The organism is Streptomyces sp. NPDC050546 (assembly GCF_044457425.1).
Lineage (GTDB): Bacteria > Actinomycetota > Actinomycetes > Streptomycetales > Streptomycetaceae > Streptomyces.
Genome location: NZ_JBITGX010000014.1, coordinates 52,136 through 71,034 on the forward strand (window position 1 = coordinate 52,136; position 18,899 = coordinate 71,034).

Annotated in this window: 17 protein-coding genes; 8 read left to right on the plus strand and 9 right to left on the minus strand. The window is 71.6% G+C overall.

The annotated features are described in order from the left end of the window. Nucleotides 1-50 precede the first annotated feature (50 nt). Nucleotides 51-1,202 carry an NADH-quinone oxidoreductase subunit D gene (locus ACIBK5_RS30765; RefSeq protein WP_399024561.1) on the minus strand — a complete coding sequence of 384 codons (1,152 nt, stop codon included), beginning with the start codon at nt 1,200-1,202 and terminating at the stop codon, nt 51-53. Between the two features lie 31 nt (nt 1,203-1,233). Between ACIBK5_RS30765 and ACIBK5_RS30770 the strand changes: the two genes are divergently transcribed. Beyond that, entirely contained in the window at nt 1,234-1,791 is a 558-nt protein-coding gene (locus tag ACIBK5_RS30770; protein WP_399024563.1) for a PH domain-containing protein, read from the plus strand. A gap of 44 nt (nt 1,792-1,835) precedes the next feature. Next, nucleotides 1,836-3,266 (plus strand): PH domain-containing protein, encoded by a 1,431-nt coding sequence (locus tag ACIBK5_RS30775; RefSeq protein ID WP_399024899.1) that lies wholly within the window; start codon nt 1,836-1,838, stop codon nt 3,264-3,266. A 22-nt stretch (nt 3,267-3,288) separates the two neighbouring features. On the opposite strand, the gene ACIBK5_RS30780 is transcribed toward ACIBK5_RS30775, so the two are convergent. Continuing rightward, entirely contained in the window at nt 3,289-4,515 is a 1,227-nt protein-coding gene (locus tag ACIBK5_RS30780) for a hypothetical protein (protein ID WP_399024565.1), read from the minus strand. A gap of 115 nt (nt 4,516-4,630) precedes the next feature. Then, complete coding sequence (locus tag ACIBK5_RS30785; protein ID WP_399024567.1) at nt 4,631-5,779, minus strand: alpha/beta hydrolase; 1,149 nt, start codon at nt 5,777-5,779, stop codon at nt 4,631-4,633. Nucleotides 5,780-6,010: 231 nt separating this feature from the next. On the opposite strand from ACIBK5_RS30785, the gene ACIBK5_RS30790 reads away from it, so the two are divergent. The 6 genes from ACIBK5_RS30790 to ACIBK5_RS30815 all read left to right on the plus strand — a co-directional run bounded on the left by ACIBK5_RS30790 (nt 6,011) and on the right by ACIBK5_RS30815 (nt 11,092). Continuing rightward, a complete protein-coding gene (locus ACIBK5_RS30790; RefSeq protein WP_399024569.1) occupies nt 6,011-7,855 on the plus strand; it encodes a phosphatidylglycerol lysyltransferase domain-containing protein in 1,845 nt (614 codons plus the stop codon). 71 nt (nt 7,856-7,926) lie between these two features. Further along, entirely contained in the window at nt 7,927-8,817 is an 891-nt protein-coding gene (gene folP, locus ACIBK5_RS30795) for a dihydropteroate synthase (protein ID WP_399024572.1), read from the plus strand. Continuing rightward, complete coding sequence (locus ACIBK5_RS30800; protein WP_382490895.1) at nt 8,814-9,317, plus strand: nuclear transport factor 2 family protein; 504 nt, start codon at nt 8,814-8,816, stop codon at nt 9,315-9,317. Before folP ends, ACIBK5_RS30800 begins: the two co-directional genes overlap by 4 nt. Before the next feature lie 260 nt (nt 9,318-9,577). Further along, the gene (gene folB / locus ACIBK5_RS30805) at nt 9,578-9,937 is read left to right on the plus strand and encodes a dihydroneopterin aldolase (protein WP_399024573.1); all 360 of its coding nucleotides are present in this window, start codon (nt 9,578-9,580) and stop codon (nt 9,935-9,937) included. Further along, the gene (gene folK / locus ACIBK5_RS30810; protein WP_399024575.1) at nt 9,934-10,545 is read left to right on the plus strand and encodes a 2-amino-4-hydroxy-6-hydroxymethyldihydropteridine diphosphokinase; all 612 of its coding nucleotides are present in this window, start codon (nt 9,934-9,936) and stop codon (nt 10,543-10,545) included. Before folB ends, folK begins: the two co-directional genes overlap by 4 nt. A gap of 58 nt (nt 10,546-10,603) precedes the next feature. Next, nucleotides 10,604-11,092 (plus strand): DUF3180 domain-containing protein, encoded by a 489-nt coding sequence (locus ACIBK5_RS30815; RefSeq protein ID WP_399024577.1) that lies wholly within the window; start codon nt 10,604-10,606, stop codon nt 11,090-11,092. A 9-nt stretch (nt 11,093-11,101) separates the two neighbouring features. On the opposite strand, the gene folE is transcribed toward ACIBK5_RS30815, so the two are convergent. The 6 genes from folE to dacB all read right to left on the minus strand — a co-directional run bounded on the left by folE (nt 11,102) and on the right by dacB (nt 18,797). Then, complete coding sequence (gene folE, locus ACIBK5_RS30820; protein WP_399024579.1) at nt 11,102-11,707, minus strand: GTP cyclohydrolase I FolE; 606 nt, start codon at nt 11,705-11,707, stop codon at nt 11,102-11,104. 128 nt (nt 11,708-11,835) lie between these two features. Continuing rightward, nucleotides 11,836-13,875: an ATP-dependent zinc metalloprotease FtsH gene (ftsH, locus tag ACIBK5_RS30825; protein ID WP_399024581.1), complete on the minus strand. Its 2,040-nt coding sequence runs from the start codon at nt 13,873-13,875 to the stop codon at nt 11,836-11,838. 185 nt (nt 13,876-14,060) lie between these two features. Next, nucleotides 14,061-14,621, minus strand: coding sequence for a hypoxanthine phosphoribosyltransferase (hpt, locus tag ACIBK5_RS30830; protein ID WP_184594965.1), 561 nt, complete (start codon nt 14,619-14,621; stop codon nt 14,061-14,063). A 62-nt stretch (nt 14,622-14,683) separates the two neighbouring features. Beyond that, nucleotides 14,684-15,721 carry a tRNA lysidine(34) synthetase TilS gene (gene tilS / locus ACIBK5_RS30835; RefSeq protein WP_399024583.1) on the minus strand — a complete coding sequence of 346 codons (1,038 nt, stop codon included), beginning with the start codon at nt 15,719-15,721 and terminating at the stop codon, nt 14,684-14,686. Nucleotides 15,722-15,916: 195 nt separating this feature from the next. Next, the gene (locus ACIBK5_RS30840) at nt 15,917-17,044 is read right to left on the minus strand and encodes a zinc-dependent metalloprotease (protein ID WP_399024585.1); all 1,128 of its coding nucleotides are present in this window, start codon (nt 17,042-17,044) and stop codon (nt 15,917-15,919) included. Between the two features lie 217 nt (nt 17,045-17,261). Then, a complete protein-coding gene (gene dacB / locus ACIBK5_RS30845) occupies nt 17,262-18,797 on the minus strand; it encodes a D-alanyl-D-alanine carboxypeptidase/D-alanyl-D-alanine-endopeptidase (RefSeq protein WP_399024902.1) in 1,536 nt (511 codons plus the stop codon). Nucleotides 18,798-18,899: the final 102 nt, after the last annotated feature.

Below are 18,899 nucleotides of genomic sequence, written 5' to 3' on the forward strand. Positions count from 1 at the left end.
GGGCCTGCTGGGTGCTGGGCCTGCTGGGTGCTGGGCCTGCTGGCCGGGAGCTACTTGTCGATGTCCCCGACCACGAAGAACATCGACCCCAGGATCGCCACCATGTCCGCGACCAGCGTCCCCGGCAGCAGCTCCGTCAGCGCCTGGATGTTGTTGTACGACGCCGAGCGCAGCTTCAGCCGGTACGGGGTCTTCTCGCCCTTGCTGACCAGGTAGTAGCCGTTGATGCCGAGGGGGTTCTCGGTCCAGGCGTAGGTGTGGCCCTCGGGCGCCTTCAGCACCTTGGGGAGCCGCTGGTTGACCGGCCCGGGCGGCAGCTCGGCGAGCCGGTCGAGGCAGGCGTCGGCCAGGTCGAGCGCGTTGTGCGTCTGTTCCAGGAGGCACTCGAAGCGGGCCAGGCAGTCGCCCTCCTGCCGGGTCACCACCTTCAGGACGTCGCCCAGCTCGCCGTAGGCCAGGTACGGCTCGTCCCGGCGCAGGTCGAAGTCGACGCCGGAGCCGCGCCCGATCGGCCCGCTGACCCCGTACGCGTGCACGGCCTCGGGCGTGAGCCTGCCGACGCCCCGGGTGCGGCCCCGGAAGATCTCGTTGCCGAGCACCAGGTCGTCGAACCGGTCCATCCGCGAGCGCACGTCCGCGACGGCGGAACGCGCGCGCGTGGTCCACCCGGCCGGGAGGTCCTCCTTGAGGCCGCCGACGCGGTTGAACATGTAGTGCATCCGCCCGCCGGAGACCTCCTCCATGACGTGCTGGAGCTCCTCGCGCTCCCGGAAGGCGTAGAAGATCGGGGTGATCCCGCCGAGTTCCAGCGGGTACGAGCCGAGGAACATCAGGTGGTTGAGCACCCGGTTCAGCTCGGCGAGCAGGGTGCGCAGCCACACCGCGCGCTCGGGGACCTCCATGCCGAGCATCCGCTCCACGGCGAGGACGACGCCCAGCTCGTTGGAGAAGGCAGACAGCCAGTCGTGGCGGTTGGCCAGCATGATGATCTGGCGGTAGTCGCGCGCCTCGAACAGCTTCTCCGCGCCGCGGTGCATATAGCCGATCACCGGCTCCGCGTGCTGGATGCGCTCGCCGTCCAGGACCAGCTTCAGCCGCAGCACGCCGTGCGTGGAGGGATGCTGGGGTCCGATGTTGAGCACCATGTCGGTGCTCTCCGCGGCGCCGCCGATTCCGACCATGGTCTCCGTCGTAGGAGTCATGGACACAGTCTCTCCTACGTACGCTGGCCTCATGGATACGGGGAGTCCGCACGGGACGGGGCCGACGGCGGCGGCCGAGGGCACGGCTGGGGTGGTCGAGGGCACGGCGGGGGCGGCGGTCGAGGGCGGGCCGGTGTGGATCGCGCTGCCGCCCGGGCTGCTGAAGATGCGGCGGTTGCTGCTGGTGGTGTGGCTGGGGCTGATCGCCCTGGCCGCCGGGCTGCTGCCGGGCCTGCTGGCCGGGCCCGCCTGGGCCGGTTTCGCGGTGCTGCCGCTGGCGCTGATGGCCTGGGGCTGGGTGATGATCGACCGCAACTGGCGTTCCTGGCGGTACGCCGAGCGCGCCGACGACCTGCTGATCAGCCGGGGCGTGCTGTGGCGCGAGGAGACGGTCGTGCCGTACGGGCGGATGCAGCTGGTCGAGGTCACCTCCGGGCCCGTCGAGCGGCACTTCGGCCTGGCCAGCGTGCAACTGCACACGGCCGCCGCGGCCACCGACGCGACGATTCCCGGCCTGGACCCGGCCGAGGCGGAACGGCTGCGCGACCGGCTCACCGAGCTCGGCGAGGCCCGATCGGCGGGGCTGTGACGAAACCCGAGAGCGCCAGGACCGGCGAGGCCGCCGGGGCCGACATGACCACCGGGACCGCCGGGGCCTCCGAGGCCCACAAGACCGCCGGGGGTGACAGGGCCGACGAGACCGCCAAACCCCCCGAGACCACCAAACCCCCCGAGACCACCGAGCCCGCCGAGCCCGCCAAGCCCGCCGGCGCCCTGGCCGAGCGGCGGCTGCATCCCGTCACACCGTTGCGGCGGGCCTGGGCGCCGGTCGCCGTGCTCATCGGCTGGGCCGTGCACGACCCCGACGGGGCGCAGCGCCATCTGACCCGGCTGACCACGACCACGCTGCTGATCGGCCTCGCCGTGATCGTCCCGGCCGCCGCCCTCTACGGCTTCTGCTCCTGGTGGTTCACGCACTTCGCGGTGACCGACACCGAACTGCGCATCCGCACCGGCCTGGTGTTCCGGCGCACCGCGCACATCCGGCTGGAGCGGATCCAGGCCGTCGACGTCACCCAGCCGCTGCTGGCCCGGGTCGCGGGTGTCGCCAAGCTGAAGCTCGACGTCATAGGGACCGACAAGAAGGACGAACTGGCCTTCCTGGGCGCGGACGAGGCGCGGAGACTGCGGGCCGAACTGCTCGCCCGGGCGGCCGGTTTCGCGCCCGAGACCGCGCACGAGGTCGGTGAGGCGCCGTCCCGGCAGCTGCTGCGGGTACCGCCCGGCGTCCTCGCCCTGTCGCTGGTGCTGACGGGCGCGACCTGGGGGTCGCTGGCCGCGGCCCTCGTCGTTCCGCCGGTGCTGTGGCTGCTCACCCACAGCCTGTGGACGGTCCTCGCGGTCGCCCTGCCGCTGCTGGGCGCGGCCGGCGCGAGCAGCGTGGGGCGGTTCGTCGCCGAGTACGACTGGACGGTGGGCGAGTCGCCCGACGGGCTGCGCATCGACCACGGCCTGCTGGACCGGGCCCACGAGACGGTGCCGCCGGGGCGGGTGCAGACCGTGCGGATCGTGGAGCCGCTGCTGTGGCGGCGGCGCGGCTGGGTGCGCGTGGAACTCGATGTGGCGGGCTCGTCCAACTCCGTGCTGGTGCCGGTCGCCCCGCGCGAGCTCGCGGAGACCGTCGTCGCGCTGGTGCTGCCCGGGGTGACCGTGCCGGAGCGCGCGGCCCTCTCGCCGTCACCGCGCCGCGCCCGCTGGTGCGTGCCGCTGTGGTGGCGGGGGTACGGACTCGCCGTCACCGACGCGGTGTTCGCGGCGCACTCCGGGCTGCTGGCGCGGAGTCTGGCGCTGGTGCCGCACGCCAAGGTGCAGAGCGTACGGATGACGCAGGGGCCCTGGGAGCGGGCCCGGGGCGTGGCCGACGTGTGTGTGGACACGGGCGCGAACAAGGTGGTGAGGGCGCGGCTGCGGGACGCGGACGAGGCACGCGAGTTGCTGGCCCGGCAGGCGGAGCGGTCCCGGACCGGGCGCAGGGACGCGCGGCCGGACCGCTGGATGGCGTGAGCGGCCGCCCGGTCCGGCCCCGTCAGGAAACCGCGCTGCGCAGCCCCTGTACGTCGATCTGCTCCGTCTCGTCGTGCGCGGTCAGGTCGATGACCTGGCCGATCCCGCGCGACTCCTCGTCCGCGGGCTTGTATCGGGCCTCCGCCTCGGCCTTGTGCAGGGCGAGGGCCTCCTGGCCGACGACATCCGCCAGGTCCTCGTTCTGCACGGCTTCCAGGGCGGCGCGGGACGTCTCCTGCTTCGTACCGAAGAAGTCGAACCCGCCCTCGGTCCGCGGGCGCCGTGCCGGCGTCTGCGGGGCGACGGCCACGGCGGTCGGCACCGTGTAGTGACCTGAGGCGGGCTGTGGGAGCCGCTCGGCCTCGTCCCTGGTGGAGGTGTCGTCCTGGGCGGACGTGCCGACGGCCGGGCGCTCGTGGGCGTCGACCGCCTCCGAGCGGCCCTGCGCCTCGTCCTCGTGCGACGGCTCCCGCCGGTCCGGCTGTTCGTCCTTCTGTTCCTGCGCGGGCTCGTCCTCGTCGTCCTCCGGGACGCCGTCGCCGTCGCCGTCCGGGCCGCCGTCGGGGTCCGGGGCCGTGTCGCCGTCGAACCGGGCGAGCGCGGCCGCCGCGCGCAGGAACAGCCGGGAGCCCTCCGGCGAGAAGACGGCGGGAACCGCCGGCTCCTCCTCGACGGTGAGGGCCGCGGCCTGAGCGGCAGGTGCCTCGTCCGCCTCCGCCGTGCCCTCCGCCGAGCCCTCCGCCGCAGCGTCCGCCGTCTTCGCCGACCCCGCGGTCAGCGCCCGCACCGGAACCGTCGCCTCGATCTCGAGCACCCGGCGGTCCTCCAGGACGCTCGCGCGCTCGGTCTCGGACGTGGCGTACCGGCGCAGCAGCGCGGCGTGTTCGTTGCGCAGCCCGGCCAGTTCCGTGCGCTTGGCGCGCAGCCGCTGTTCGAGCTTCACGCGCAGCTCACGGGACTCCTCGAGGTCGCCCTCCAGTTCGGCGACGCGCTCCTCGAAGCGCCACTCGTCGCTCGCGCGCCCGCGCGTGAGGTCGGCGACGCGCTTGCCCGCCTGGGCGTCCCAGCGGCGCAGCACGACCGCGCCGACGACCGCCGTGACCGCGGCGGCCGCGGCCAGACCGCGGAGCGCCATCGGCTCCGTGAACACCCAGGGCCCCAGGGCGCAGACGAGGGAGACGCCTGCGATCGCCGACGGGGGGAGCAGCCTGTGCAGGGGCGGGGAATGGCGGTGACGTCCACGTGGCATGGCCAGAAACTTACCGCGCGTAGGCGAATCATGGTGAGCCACCCCGCAAAACAAAGCCATACCGAAGTGTTCACACCGCATCAGAACTCGGCAGGAAGCGGAATCTGCTCTTCAATCAATTCTCAAGATCATTCCTGACGGCCCCCGAACGGCCTTCCAGCCGCCCGCTGATCCACTCCAGCGTCGCCGGAATCTCGCGCCGCCAGGTGTTGAAGTTGTGCCCGCCGCTTTCGAGGACGATCGACGAGATCCGCGTCCGCCCGGTGTTCTTCACCCGCTCGATGAACCGCAGCGTGTCCTTGTAGTTGGACTCGCCCGTCTTGCTGCTGGTGACCAGCAGCGACGTATCCGGAGCGGGCCGGTGCTTCAGGTACCACCACAGGTCCGCGCGATTCCGCAGCCCCTTGTCACCCTGGAAGAGATCACCCGTCGTGGCGTCGATCGGCGCCTTGTAGTACGCCGAGAGACCGGCCCCCGCGGCGTACACATCGGGATGGTGCATGGCGATCTTCAACGCGCAGTAGCCGCCCGTGGAGTTGCCGATGATGCCCAGCCGGCCCGGCTTTCCGGCCACCCGGAACTGCGAACGCAACGCGTCGGGCAGATCCCTGGCGAAGAACGACTCGGTCTGCGGCCCGCCCGGGATGTCCACGCACTCCGTGTCCCGGGGCGGCGCCACCGTCGGCCGCAGCATCACCAGGATCGTCGGCCGCATCCGGCCCGCCCGGGCCAGTTCCAGGGCCGTACGCGGATAGTGGAGCTTCTCCACCAGCGCCGACGCCGTACCCGGGTAGCCGGTCAGCACCACGGCCGCGGGAAACGAACGGGTGCGGTACCGCGGCTGGAAGTACTCCGGCGGCAGATAGACATACGCGGGGGTGGCGATACGGGTCGTCCGGCCCACGATCCCGACCTCCTGGATCCGGCCGCCGACCTGGGGCCGCGCACCGCCCGCCCCCGGCACCCGCCGCGTGGCGACCACCTCCAGCGGGCCCTCGCCCCGCGCGTGGTCGACCACCACGCCCTGGTCCTTCTCCTGCCCGAACAGGTCCGCCCAGCTCGCGTAGAACCCGAAGGCCTGGTTGGCGGCGAGCCCCACCGCGGCGAACAGCGCCAGCTGCGTGGCCAGCAGCAGGCCGACGCGCCCGCCCACCGCCCGCCAGCCGCGCCGGGCCAGCCGTGGCCACAGCCAGACCGTGCCGGCGAACAGCAGCACGGCCGACAGCACCGCCAGCAGCAGCACCTTGTTGCTCGTGAGACCCATGGGTTGGTTACCTGTCCGCGCTCTCCGTCCGGCCCGCCCGCGATCACACTTTCGCGAGGGCTTGTCCCGGACTTTCCTTGGCCTTTGAAACAGCTTTGACGTGGAGAGTGAACCTCTCCTTCCGAGACACCGTCCTAGAGGGCGCAATGTCGCCGGATGCCCGAATCGGTACCGGATCCAAGGTCTCTCGCAGAACTACGGGATGCGATGTCTGTCAGGACAGATGAGGAAATGTCGGTCGAGGTTCCGAGTCGCGGAAGCGACGCGGCGCCCACGGCACCGGTGAACCGGGTGCGCCAACTGCTGCGCGGACCGCGCCCCGAGGCCGTCCCCGTCCTGGTCGGCAGAGCATGCGCCCTCGTGGGCGTCCTGGACATCGCCGCGGGCGTCTTCCCCCGCTTCCGCCACAGCCGTATGCACGCCATCGCCGAGGTACTGCCCGGCGCCCTCGGCCCGTTCGCGGCCGCCCTGTCGCTCAGCACCGGCGTGCTGTTGCTGCTGCTCGCCCACGGCCTCAAGCGCGGCAAGCGCCGGGCCTGGCGGGCCGCCGTCGCCCTGCTGCCCGCCGGTGCCGTCGCGCAGTTCACGTACCGGCACTCATTGATCGGCGTACTGATCTCCCTGGCACTACTGGCACCGCTGCTGCTCCACCGCGACCAGTTCGACGCCCTGCCCGACCCGCGCAGCCGCTGGCGTGCCCTCGCCAACTTCGTGCTCATGAGCGCCGGTTCCCTGATGCTCGGCCTGCTCATCGTCAGCGTCCACTCCGAGCGCATCGTCGGCGACCCGAGCCTGGCCGACCGCATCACCCACGTCATCTACGGCCTGTTCGGCTTCGAGGGCCCCGTCGACTACCAGGGCACCACCTCCTGGACGGTGGCCTTCTCGCTCGGCGCCCTCGGCCTGCTCACCGCCGTCACCACCATCTACCTGGCCTTCCGCCCCGAACACCCCGCCGCACGGCTCACCGAGGATGACGAGACCCGGCTGCGCGCCCTGCTGGAGCGGCACGGCGACCGCGACTCCCTCGGCCACTTCGCGCTCCGCCGCGACAAGGCCGTCGTCTTCTCCCCCAGCGGCAAGGCGGCCGTGACCTACCGCGTGGTCTCCGGCGTGATGCTCGCCAGCGGCGACCCCATCGGCGACGTCGAGGCCTGGCCCGGCGCCATCGAACAGTTCATGGACGAGGCCAAGGCCCACTCCTGGACCCCCGCCGTCATGGGCTGCTCCGAGACCGGCGGCCAGGTGTGGACCCGCGAGACCGGGCTCGACGCCCTCGAACTGGGTGACGAGGCGGTGGTGGACGTCGCGGATTTCTCCCTCGCCGGCCGCGCGATGCGCAACGTGCGCCAGATGGTCAAGCGCATCGAGCGCGCCGGTTACGAAACCCGGGTACGACGTGTCCGTGACCTCGGCGAGGCCGAGCTGGACCGCGTCCGCCGCGCCGCCGACGACTGGCGCGGCACCGACACCGAACGCGGCTTCTCCATGGCCCTGGGCCGCATCGGCGACCCCGCCGACGGCGACTGCCTCATCGCCACCGCCCACAAACAGGACGACCACCCGGGCGAATACGGCGACCTGAAGGCGATCCTGCACTTCGTCCCGTGGGGCACCGACGGCGCCTCCCTGGACCTGATGCGCCGCGACCGCTCCGCCGACCCCGGCATGAACGAACTGCTCATCGTCGCCGCCCTCCAGGCCGCCCCCAAGCTCGGCATCACACGCGTCTCCCTCAACTTCGCCATGTTCCGCGCCGCACTGGCACGCGGCGAGAAGATCGGCGCCGGCCCGGTGCTGCGCGCCTGGCGCGGACTGCTCGTCTTCCTCTCCCGCTGGTTCCAGATCGAGTCCCTGTACAAGTTCAACGCCAAGTTCCGGCCGCGCTGGGAACCCCGCTTCGTCGTCTACCGCGCCTCCGCGGACCTGCCCCGCATCGGATTCGCCGCCATGCAGGCCGAGGGCTTCGTCAACCTCGCCCTCCCCCTGCCGCGCTTCCTGCGCCGCCGCGGCCCGGCCGGCCGCCGCCCCTGCCCCCACGGCACGACGGCGGAACGCAACGTCCGGGCCGCATGACCGAGCCCCGCACGGGGCCGTCACTTGGGCCGCAGCGCCTGACGGCCCCCGCCGGGGCCTACGCTGAACATATGAGCAACCAGAGCGGACGCGGGCGCGTGGCGGGCCTACCGGAATGGGACCGCTGCGCGGTCATGGGAGTCGTGAACGTCACCCCCGACTCCTTCTCCGACGGCGGCCGCTTCTTCGACACCACGACCGCCGTCAAACACGGCCTCGACCTGGTCACCGAGGGTGCGGACCTGGTCGACGTCGGCGGCGAGTCGACCCGCCCGGGCGCCGCCCGGGTGGACGAGGCCGAGGAACTGCGCCGCGTCATCCCCGTCGTCCGCGGCCTGGCCTCCGAGGGCGTCACCGTCTCCGTCGACACCATGCGCGCCTCCGTGGCCGAACGGGCCCTCGCGGCGGGCGCCGTCCTCGTCAACGACGTCAGCGGCGGCCTCGCCGACCCCCGCATGATCCCGGCCGTCGCCGACGCCGGCGCCCCCTTCGTCGTCATGCACTGGCGCGGCTTCCTCCAGGGCGGCAACGTCAAGGGCGAGTACGCCGACGTCGTCAGCGAGGTCGTGGACGAGCTGCGCACCCGCGTGGACGCCGTCCTGGCCGGCGGCATCGCCCCCGACCGCGTCGTCGTCGACCCCGGGCTCGGCTTCTCCAAGGACGCCGAGCACGACCTCGCACTCCTCGCGAGCCTCGACCGGGTCCTGCGCCTCGGCCACCCGCTGCTCGTCGCCGCCTCCCGCAAGCGCTTCCTCGGCCGGGTCCTGGCCGGCCCCGACGGCCCGCCCCCGCCCGCACGCGAGCGCGACGCCGCCACCGCCGCCGTCTCCGCCCTCGCCGCACACGCCGGCGCCTGGGCCGTACGCGTGCACGAGGTACGCGCCACGGCCGACGCGGTACGGGTCGCCCACGCCATCGAAGGGGCGCGTACGACGGGCCCCGGCGCAGAAGGAGCCCGGTGAGCGCCCCGCACACCGACGTCGAACAGGTCGAAGCCGCCAACACCGCCTTCTACGAGGCGCTGGAGCAGGGCGACTTCGAGGAACTGGCGTCGCTCTGGCTGACCCCCTCCGACCTGGGCGTCGACGAGTCCTACCACGACCCGGCCGACACCGGCGTGGTCTCCTGCGTCCACCCCGGCTGGCCCGTGCTCACCGGCCGCGGCGAGGTCCTCCGGTCGTACGCGCTGATCATGGCGAACACCGACTACATCCAGTTCTTCCTCACCGATGTGCACGTCTCGGTCACCGGCGACACCGCCCTGGTCAACTGCACGGAGAACATCCTCAGCGGCGGCCCAGCCCCCGAGGGCGACGAGGAACTCGGCCCGCTCGTCGGCCAGCTCGTGGTCGCCACCAACGTGTTCCGGCGCACGCCCCAGGGGTGGAAGCTCTGGTCGCACCACGCTTCCCCCGTTCTGGCCGAAACCGACGAGGACGAGGGCGAGGAGACCCCCTCCTGAGTGGGTAGGCGCCTCACAAGGGCCGGACGCGGGACGACGACGTGGTTGGAATCACGGACCCCCGGGTATGGGCGGCTACCAACCCATGAGCCACCGGGTTCGCCAGGGGAAACGCTGGATGAATCCTGCCCGGCCCGGCCCGGGCGCCCACCCCCGTGGCCCGGCCCCGTCCGGGCTCGCAGGTAGATTCGACTGAGGCCGGTGTGCCGCCCGCACACGGCACGGACCGGCCGTGACCGACGATTGCAGGAGTGATTCGCGTGGATCGTGTCGCGCTGCGCGGCCTGAAGGCCCGTGGGCACCACGGTGTGTTCCCCGAGGAACGCAGGGAGGGCCAGACGTTCGTCGTGGACCTCGTCCTCGGCCTGGACACCCGGCCGGCCGCGGCCGACGACGACCTGGCGAAGACCGTGCACTACGGCATCGTGGCCGAGGAGGTCGTGGCCGTCGTCGAGGGCGAGCCCGTCAACCTCATCGAGACGCTCGCCGAGCGGATAGCCCAGGTATGTCTGAAGCACGAGGGGGTCAAGGAGATCGAAGTGTGCGTCCACAAGCCGGACGCCCCGATCACCGTCCCCTTCGACGACGTGACCGTCACCATCACCCGGAGCCGAGTATGACTGCACCCTTCATCAAGGGTCCCAGCGACCCGACCGTACAGCCGGTACCCGCCTCCGTCGTCGACAAGGTCGACGCCGCCGACACCACGCTCAGCAACCCCAAATGGGCCGTGATCGCCCTCGGCTCCAACCTCGGCAACCGCCTGGAGACCCTCCAGGGAGCCGTCGACGCCCTCGAGGACACCCCCGGCCTCCGCATCAAGGGCGTCTCCCCGGTCTACGAGACCGAACCCTGGGGCGTTGAGCCCGGCAGCCAGCCCGCCTACTTCAACGCGGTCGTCGTTCTGAAGACCACCCTCCCGCCCTCCTCGCTCCTGGAGCGCGCGCACGCGGTCGAGGAGGCCTTCCACCGCGTCCGGGACGAGCACTGGGGCCCCCGCACCCTGGACGTCGACATCGTGTCGTACGCCGATGTGGTCTCCGACGACCCGCAGCTCACTCTCCCCCACCCCCGCGCCCACGAGCGCGCCTTCGTCCTGGCCCCCTGGCACGACCTCGACCCGGAGGCGCAGCTGCCGGGCCGCGGACCGGTCGCGGGCCTGCTGGACGCCGTCACCCGCACGGGCGTCGAACCCCGCAAGGACCTGGAACTCCGGCTGCCCGAGTAGCCGTTAAGGTCAAGACGGCCGCGGAACGGGGCCACCGCCGGGGAAGCGAAGGGACACCGTGAGAGAGCTGCGCATCAGGTTGCTGGCCGCCGTCTTCGTCGTGGCCGGGGTCCTGTCCTGGGCAGGCGCCCGCCTGTGGAACTCGATCGGCACGCTCCCCAGCGTCCCCCTGGCCGCCCCCATCGTCCTGGCCCTGATCGCCGTGGTCCTCCTGGCCACGGCGCTCTCGCTCCGCGCCCGCCTGAAGGCCCAGCGCGAGCGGCAGCCCGACGCCAAGGGCGTCGACCCCATGATGGCGGCCCGAGCAGTCGTTTTCGGCCATGCCAGCGCCCTGGTCGCCGCCCTCGTCTCCGGCATGTACGGCGGCACCGGCGTCTTCCTGCTGGAGTCCCTCGACATCCCCGCCCGCCGCGACCAGGCCATCTACGCCGGCCTCTCCGTCGTCGCGGGCATCGGCGTCATAGCGGCGGCCATCTTCCTGGAACGCGTCTGCAAACTCCCGGAAGACGACGAACACGACGGCACGGGCGCGGCCCCCACGACGTGACGTCGGGCGTCAGCGCGCCATGATGAGGCTCATCGCCTCGTTCCGCGTCGCCGCGTCCCTGAGCTGCCCCCGCACGGCCGACGTCAGCGTCTTCGCGCCGGGCTTGCGAATGCCGCGCATCGACATGCACATGTGCTCGCACTCCACGACCACGATGACGCCGCGCGGCTCCAGAATCTCCATCAGCGAGTCCGCGATCTGCGTGGTGAGTCGTTCCTGCACCTGCGGGCGCCGGGCATAGACGTCCACGAGCCGGGCCAGCTTGGACAGCCCGGTGATCTTTCCGCTGGTGGCCGGGATGTACCCGACGTGCGCGACGCCACGGAACGGCACCAAATGATGTTCACAGGTGCTGTACACCTCGATGTCCTTCACGAGCACCATTTCGTCGTGCCCGATGTCGAACGTCGTCGTCAGCACATCCTCGGGCTTCTGCCACAGCCCGCTGAATATCTCCTTGTACGCCCGTGCGACCCGCGCCGGGGTCTCCCGAAGTCCCTCACGGTCGGGGTCCTCGCCGACCGCGATCAGGAGTTCCCGAACGGCGTTCTCGGCCCTCTTCTCGTCGAATTCGCCGAGCCGGCCGTCGCCGGCCAGCGTCACGGGGTCGGTCATCTGGGTGCCTCGTTCCTGTGTCCTTCACGGGGCGGCCTGCGGAAATGGCGAAAAGCCGCGCCCCCCAGGCTAAAACCTGGGGGGCGCGGCATCCATTCCGGGCCCGGGGACCGCCGGGAGAGCGGTGATCAGCTCTCGGGGCGGTCCTCCGGGGTCCGCTCGGGCGCCGGGGCGGGCTCCGCCGGGGTGCTCTTCGCGGTGGTGATCGCCGGCGTCGCGCCGTTCGCCCCGTTCGTCAGGGCCAGCTCCTTGGGGGAGAGGACCGGCGGACGGGTGGACGGCGTACGACGGGAGGAACCGGTCCAGGCGGGCCGCGGCGGGCGCTTGACGATCTGTGAGAAGACCTCGGCGATCTCCTCCTTGCCCAGCGTCTCCTTCTCGAGGAGGGCCAGGACCAGGTTGTCCAGCACGTCGCGGTTCTCGACCAGGATCTCCCACGCCTCGTTGTGCGCGGTCTCGATGAGCTTCTTGACCTCTTCGTCGACCAGCGCCGCGACCTCTTCCGAGTAGTCGCGCTGGTGAGACATCTCACGGCCGAGGAACGGCTCGCTGTTGTCGCCACCGAACTTGATCGCGCCGAGACGCTCGGTCATGCCGTACTGCGTGACCATGGCGCGGGCCAGGCCGGTGGCCTTCTCGATGTCGTTGGCGGCACCCGTCGTCGGGTCGTGGAAGACGAGCTCCTCGGCCGCGCGGCCGCCCAGCATGTAGGCGAGCTGGTCGAGCATCTCGTTGCGCGTGGTCGAGTACTTGTCCTCGTCCGGCAGCACCATCGTGTAGCCGAGGGCCCGGCCTCTGGAGAGGATCGTGATCTTGTGGACGGGATCGGAGTTGGGTGAGGCCGCCGCGACCAAGGCGTGACCGCCCTCGTGGTACGCGGTGATCTTCTTCTCCTTGTCCGACATGATCCGGGTCCGCTTCTGCGGGCCCGCGACCACACGGTCGATCGCCTCGTCCAGCATGTGGTTGTCGATCAGCTTCTGGTCGCTGCGGGCCGTCAGCAGGGCGGCCTCGTTCAGCACGTTGGCGAGATCGGCACCCGTCATACCGGGCGTACGGCGGGAGACCGCCGACAGGTCGACGTCGGGCGCGACCGGCTTGCCCTTCTGGTGGACCTTGAGGATCTCCAGACGGCCCTGCATGTCCGGGCGGTCGACCGCGATCTGGCGGTCGAAGCGGCCGGGGCGCAGGAGGGCCGGGTCGAGGATGTCCGGGCGGTTCGTGGCGGCGATCAGGATGACGCCGCCCTTGACGTCGAAGCCGTCCATCTCGACGAGCAGCTGGTTCAGGGTCTGCTCGCGCTCGTCGTGACCGCCGCCGAGGCCGGCGCCGCGGTGGCGGCCGACCGCGTCGATCTCGTCGACGAAGACGATCGCCGGGGCGTTCGCCTTGGCCTGTTCGAACAGGTCACGGACTCGGGAGGCACCGACACCGACGAACATCTCGACGAAGTCGGATCCGGAGATCGAGTAGAACGGCACGCCCGCCTCGCCCGCGACGGCACGCGCGAGCAGGGTCTTGCCGGTTCCGGGCGGGCCGTACAGCAGCACGCCCTTGGGGATCTTGGCGCCGACGGCCTGGAACTTGGCCGGCTCCTGGAGGAACTCCTTGATCTCGTGGAGCTCCTCGACGGCCTCGTCCGAGCCGGCGACGTCCGAGAACGTCGTCTTCGGGGTGTCCTTGGTGATGAGCTTGGCCTTGGACTTCCCGAAGTTCATGACCCGGGAGCCGCCGCCCTGCATCTGGTTCATCAGGAACAGGAAGACGACGACGATGAGGACGAAGGGGAGCAGCGAGAGCAGGATCCCGACGAACGGGTTCTGCTTGGACGGCGAGACCGTGTAGCCGTCCGGGATCTGCTTGTCCTGGAACTTGGCCTGGAGCGTGTTGGCAATCGTCACGCCCTGGTCGCCGATGTAGCTCGCCTGGATCTTCGAGCTGCCCTCGATCTTTACGCCGTCTTTGAGCTCGGCCTTGATGGTCTGCTCGTCGCCGGTGGTCAGCTTGGCCGAATCGACCTTGTTGTCATTGATCGCCTGGACGACCTGGCCGGTGTCCACCGTCTTGTAGCCGCCGGACGAGCCGACGACCTGCATCAACACGACCACGGCGAGGACGGCCAGCACGATCCACATGACCGGCCCACGGAAGTATCGCTTCACGTCCATCCATACGGAGCGGTGCCGCCCCGTCCCTCCTGCCATAGTGAGTTTGATAAAGACTGTTCTTCGGACGGTACCCCAGCATTGTCACCTGAAGCTGCGCGGGACGACTGGCGATCCGTCTACGCATGCTCCAACGGCGGGAAGTCCGCTGGGGTTCCCGATCACCGTCACGGCACCCCGGCCGGGATTCAGCCGCCGTACACGTGGGGCGCGAGCGTACCGACGAACGGGAGGTTGCGGTACTTCTCGGCGTAGTCCAGTCCGTAGCCGACGACGAATTCGTTGGGGATGTCGAATCCGACCCATTCCACGTCGATGGCGACCTTCGCGGCCTCGGGCTTGCGCAGCAGGGTGCACACCTTGAGGGAGGCGGGCTCGCGCGAGCCGAGGTTGGAGAGCAGCCAGGACAGGGTCAGTCCGGAGTCGATGATGTCTTCGACGATGAGGACGTGCTTGCCCTTGATGTCGGTGTCGAGGTCCTTGAGGATCCGCACCACACCGGAGGACTGGGTGCCCGCCCCGTACGAGGATACGGCCATCCAGTCCATGGTGAGGGGGGTGGACAGCGCCCGGGCGAGATCGGCCATGACCATCACCGCGCCCTTGAGGACTCCGACGATCAGCAGGTCCTTGCCCGCGTACTCCGCGTCGATCTTCGCGGCCAGCTCGGCGAGCTTGGCGTCGATCTCTTCTTTGGTGATGAGTACCTGCTGGAGGTCGGCACCCATGTCTTTCGCGTCCACCCGCATCACTTTCGGTCGTCCCACCGGCTGAGCGGCCCCTCCACCGATTGCCCGGAGGGGTCGTTGGTTCAGCCTTGCCGAATCACCAGTCTGCCACCCTGCCGCTGGGCCACGACCTTGCCGGGGAGGTTGATGGCTCCCTGACCGCGCCAGCCGGTGATGAGCCGGTCGACTTCCTCGATGTGGCGGGCGAACAGCGAGCCGGCCGGCGCACCGGCCGCGATGGCTGCCCGGCGCAGGACGCGGCGGCGTACGGCGGGGGGCAGGGCGTAGAGCTTCGCGCACTCCAGCAGCCCGGTGGCGTCGCGGACGGTGGCCTCGGCCCGGCCGGCCCAGGCGTCGAGGGCGTCGGCGTCGTCGCGGGAGAGCTGTGCCGTACGGGCGAGGGCTTCGACGACGCCCTTGCCGAGGGCCTTCTCCAGGGCGGGCAGGCCTTCGTGGCGCAGCCGGGAGCGGGTGTAGGCCGGGTCGGCGTTGTGGGGGTCGTCCCAGACGGGCAGGGACTGGACCATGCAGGCCTTGCGGGCGGTCTGCCGGTCGAGTCCCAGGAAGGGGCGCCGGTAGCGGCCGCCGGCCCCCGAGACCGCGGCCATTCCGGACAGGGAGCGGATGCCGGAGCCGCGGGCGAGGCCCAGCAGGACGGTTTCGGCCTGGTCGTCGCGGGTGTGGCCGAGGAGGACCGCGGTGGCGCCGTGGCGTTCGGCCGCGGTGTCGAGTGCGGCGTAGCGGGCGTCCCGGGCGGCGGCTTCCGGGCCGCCGGTGCGGCCGACGGTCACGGCGACGGAGTCGACCGGGTCGAGGCCGAGTTCGCGCAGGCGCTGGACGACCTCCGCTGCGCGGGCGTCGGAGCCGGGCTGGAGGCCGTGGTCGACGGTCACCCCGCCGGCTCTGATGCCGAGTTTGGAGGACTCGAAGGCGAGTGCGGAGGCGAGGGCCATGGAGTCGGCGCCGCCGGAGCATGCCACGAGCACGAGCGGCGGGGGCGGCGGCTCGTGCGAGGGGGCGTGCGGGAGTGCGGCGGTGGTGCTGTGGTGTTCGGTGAGGAGGTCGTGGAGGACGCGGCGGACCGCCAGGCGTATCGCCGCGACCGCAGGATGGGGACCCATGTCCGGTTCCCTTCATGAAGTTGTCGGGGGGTGAGCCCGAGGTCGGTCACGCAGAGTGTGTAGATGGTGACAGAACCGGGCCGTTCCCCGAGCATTGCACGCCTACCCCTGGCTCACGGTCCCTCGGACGGGTGATTGGAGGGGCGTTCGCCTGCCGTCGGCCGGTTTACTTTCACGACCTTGCCGCGATGTTCACTACTCGGCCCTGCGATGCACCCGCGCGATCCAGTCCGCCGGTTTGGCGATCTCCGTCTTGGTGGGGAGCGTGTTGGGCGAGGTCCACACGCGGTTGAAGCCGTCCATGCCGACCTCGTCGACGACGGCCCGTACGAAGCGTTCGCCGTCGCGGTACTGGCGGAGCTTGGCGTCCAGGCCGAGGAGCTTGCGCAGGGCCATGTCCAGGCGGGAGGCGCCCTTGGCGCGGCGCTGCTGGAACTTCTCGCGGATCTCTCCGACGGTCGGTACGACGTCCGGTCCGACGCCGTCCATCACGAAGTCGGCGTGGCCCTCCAGCAGGGACATGACGGCGGTGAGGCGGCCGAGGATCTCCCGCTGGGCGGGGGTCTGGACGATCTCGACGAGGGAGCGGCCGCCGTCCTCCTCCTCGGCCTCGGGGCGGCCGCCGGCGAGGGTCTGGGCGGCTTCGCGTACGCGTTCGAGGACGGTCATGGGGTCGACGTCGGTCTCGCCCAGGAAGGACTGGATCTCGCCCTCGAGGTGGTCCCGCAGCCAGGGCACGGCGGTGAACTGGGTGCGGTGGGTCTCCTCGTGGAGGCAGACCCAGAGGCGGAAGTCGTGGGGGTCGACGTCGAGTTCGCGCTCCACGTGCACGATGTTCGGGGCGACGAGCAGGAGCCGGCCGCCGCCGTTCTCCGCGGCCGGGAGCCCGGCGGTGGCGGGGGCGAAGGTCTCGTACTGGCCGAGGACGCGGGAGGCCAGGAAGGACAGCAGCATGCCCAGCTCGACGCCGGTGACCTTGCCGCCGACCGCGCTCATCACCGCGCCGCCTGGGGTGTTGCCGCGCCGGTCCTGCATCTTGTCGAGCAGGGGCTTGAGGAGTTCCCGGAAGCCGGCGACGTTCGCGCGGATCCAGCCGGGGCGGTCGACGACGAGGACGGGGGTGTCGTGGCCCTCCTCGGTGCCCAGGCGGGTGAAGCCGCGGACGTGTTCCTCCGAGGCCTTGGCGTGCCGGCGCAGTTCCGCGACGACGGCGCGGGCCTCGTCCCGGCTGACGTCGGGGCCCGGCCGTACGAGCCGGGTCGCGGTCGCGACCGCGAGATTCCAGTCGACCATGCCGGTTGAAGCACCACCGATGCTCGTCATGCGTCAACCGTACGTGAGCGCTGGCCGCTGGGGCAGGGCGGCGCTGGGTGGGTGACGCCGGGGGTGGTTTGCGGGAGCTCGGCGTTCGGGGGGGGTCGGCAGGGGCCGGGGTCTCTTGGCCTGTACTCGGCGTTGTCGGCTGTGCCCACCCGTTCCGCCCCAGCGGAACGACTGCCCACAGCTGGGCCGGGGGGCGGTGCACAGCCAGGCGGGGTGGTTATCGGCAGCCGCATTCCGCCAGGGTCGTCGCTGCTCTGTCCAGGGCCTTCTGGGCCGCCCCGGGGTTGGTCGTGTCGTTGGCCATGAACGCGAACGCGAGGAGGCGGCCGTCCTGGTCGACCAGGGTGCCCGCGAGGGTGTTGACGCCGGTCAGGGTGCCGGTCTTGGCGCGTACGACGCCGGCTGCTCCGTCCGTGTAGCGGCTGGTCAGGGTGCCGGTGAAGCCGGCGACGGGGAGGCCGGTGAGGGCCGGGCGGAGTTCGGGGCGGTCGGGGTCGGCCGCCTTGGCCAGCAGGGCGGTGAGGAGGTCCGCCGTCAGCCGGTCGGCGCGGTTCAGGCCGCTGCCGTCCTTGAAGGCGGCGCCCTTCAGGGGGAGGCCGAGCTTGCGCAGCTGGGCGCTGACCGCCCGGTCGGCTCCGGCGAAGTCGGCACGGTCGCCGGTGGCGAGGGCCGTCTGGCGGGCGAGGGCCTCGGCGATGTCGTTGTCGCTGTTGGTCAGCATGCGTTCGACGAGGGCGGAGAGCGGGGGCGAGGAGACCGTGGCGAGGGTCTTGGCCCGGGTGGTGGCCTTGGACGGGCCGGGGGCGGTGGTCTTGATGCCGTGGGACTTCAGGAGGTCCCCGAACCGGCGGGCCGCGTCCTCGGCCGGTTCGGGGACACGGGCGACCGGGCCTCTCGTCGAGTCGTCGGTGCGGCCTTCGTCGACCATCAGGGGGCTGACGAGCGCGAGGTTGGGGTTGACCCCGATCGGGTGTTTCTCGTCGCCCGCGTAGAGGGTCGTGTCGTAGGAGAGCGTCACCTCGCGGACGCCCCGTTCGGCGAGTGCTCCGGCCGTGTCGGCGGCCAGGTCGCGCAGGCCGGCCGCCCCGTCGGCGTCCTCGTGGGCCGTGAGTGTGGGGTCGCCGCCGCCGACGAGGACGACTTCCTCCGTGTCGGGTTCCAGCGCGGCGCGGGTGGTGATGCGGTGGTCCGCGCCCATGGCGGACAGCGCGGCGACGGCCGTGGCGATCTTCGTCGTGGAGGCCGGGGTGAGCGCGGCGTCCGAGCCCGTGCCGTACAGGCGCCTGCCGCTCGTGACGTCCACGACGGCCGCGGCGGGCCGGGGGCCGAGTGCCGGGTCCTTCAGCAGGGGCGTGAGGGCGTTCGCGAGGGCCTTGCCGTCGGGGGCGGACTTCACCTTGCTGACGCCACCGAGGCCGGTCAGCACCGGGGCGGCGCTGGGGGCGGGCCGGGGCCGGCCGGGAGCGCCGGAGGTGCCGCCGTGATCTGTGCCACCCGGGCGGTTCAGGGCGGCGGCCCGGTCCCGCTCGGCCGTACGCTGACCCGAGGAGTCCCAGGGACCGGCGGCGGTCACCACACCGGCGGCCAGTGCGAGACCGGCGGTGGCGGCACCCGCGGTGTACTGCCAGGTCTTCGGCCGTGTGAGCCGCGCGACCTGCGGTTTCCCGGCCCGTGCAAGCCGCGCGACCCGTGGTTTCGCGGCCGCGGCGGCCCGGGTCAGGCGCGGTCGTACGGCACCCGCGATCCGCACCATGTGCGGTCTCGCGGACCGCCACGGCCTCAGCTCTGGCACGAACACCAGCCCCTTTCGCGATCACACACCTGCGTGAGGGACACTTAACCACCAGAACTATGT

Coding starts and splice junctions, on each gene's coding strand:
- ACIBK5_RS30765 (WP_399024561.1), bottom strand. CDS start 1,202: ATGACTCCTACGACGGAGACCATGGTCGGAATCGGCGGCGCCGCGGAG.
- ACIBK5_RS30775 (WP_399024899.1), top strand. CDS start 1,836: ATGACCACCGGGACCGCCGGGGCCTCCGAGGCCCACAAGACCGCCGGG.
- dacB (WP_399024902.1), bottom strand. CDS start 18,797: ATGGTGCGGATCGCGGGTGCCGTACGACCGCGCCTGACCCGGGCCGCC.
- folP (WP_399024572.1), top strand. CDS start 7,927: ATGAGCAACCAGAGCGGACGCGGGCGCGTGGCGGGCCTACCGGAATGG.
- ftsH (WP_399024581.1), bottom strand. CDS start 13,875: ATGGACGTGAAGCGATACTTCCGTGGGCCGGTCATGTGGATCGTGCTG.
- ACIBK5_RS30840 (WP_399024585.1), bottom strand. CDS start 17,044: ATGACGAGCATCGGTGGTGCTTCAACCGGCATGGTCGACTGGAATCTC.
- ACIBK5_RS30785 (WP_399024567.1), bottom strand. CDS start 5,779: ATGGGTCTCACGAGCAACAAGGTGCTGCTGCTGGCGGTGCTGTCGGCC.
- folE (WP_399024579.1), bottom strand. CDS start 11,707: ATGACCGACCCCGTGACGCTGGCCGGCGACGGCCGGCTCGGCGAATTC.
- hpt (WP_184594965.1), bottom strand. CDS start 14,621: ATGCGGGTGGACGCGAAAGACATGGGTGCCGACCTCCAGCAGGTACTC.
- ACIBK5_RS30770 (WP_399024563.1), top strand. CDS start 1,234: ATGGATACGGGGAGTCCGCACGGGACGGGGCCGACGGCGGCGGCCGAG.
- ACIBK5_RS30790 (WP_399024569.1), top strand. CDS start 6,011: ATGTCGGTCGAGGTTCCGAGTCGCGGAAGCGACGCGGCGCCCACGGCA.
- ACIBK5_RS30780 (WP_399024565.1), bottom strand. CDS start 4,515: ATGCCACGTGGACGTCACCGCCATTCCCCGCCCCTGCACAGGCTGCTC.
- tilS (WP_399024583.1), bottom strand. CDS start 15,721: ATGGGTCCCCATCCTGCGGTCGCGGCGATACGCCTGGCGGTCCGCCGC.
- folK (WP_399024575.1), top strand. CDS start 9,934: ATGACTGCACCCTTCATCAAGGGTCCCAGCGACCCGACCGTACAGCCG.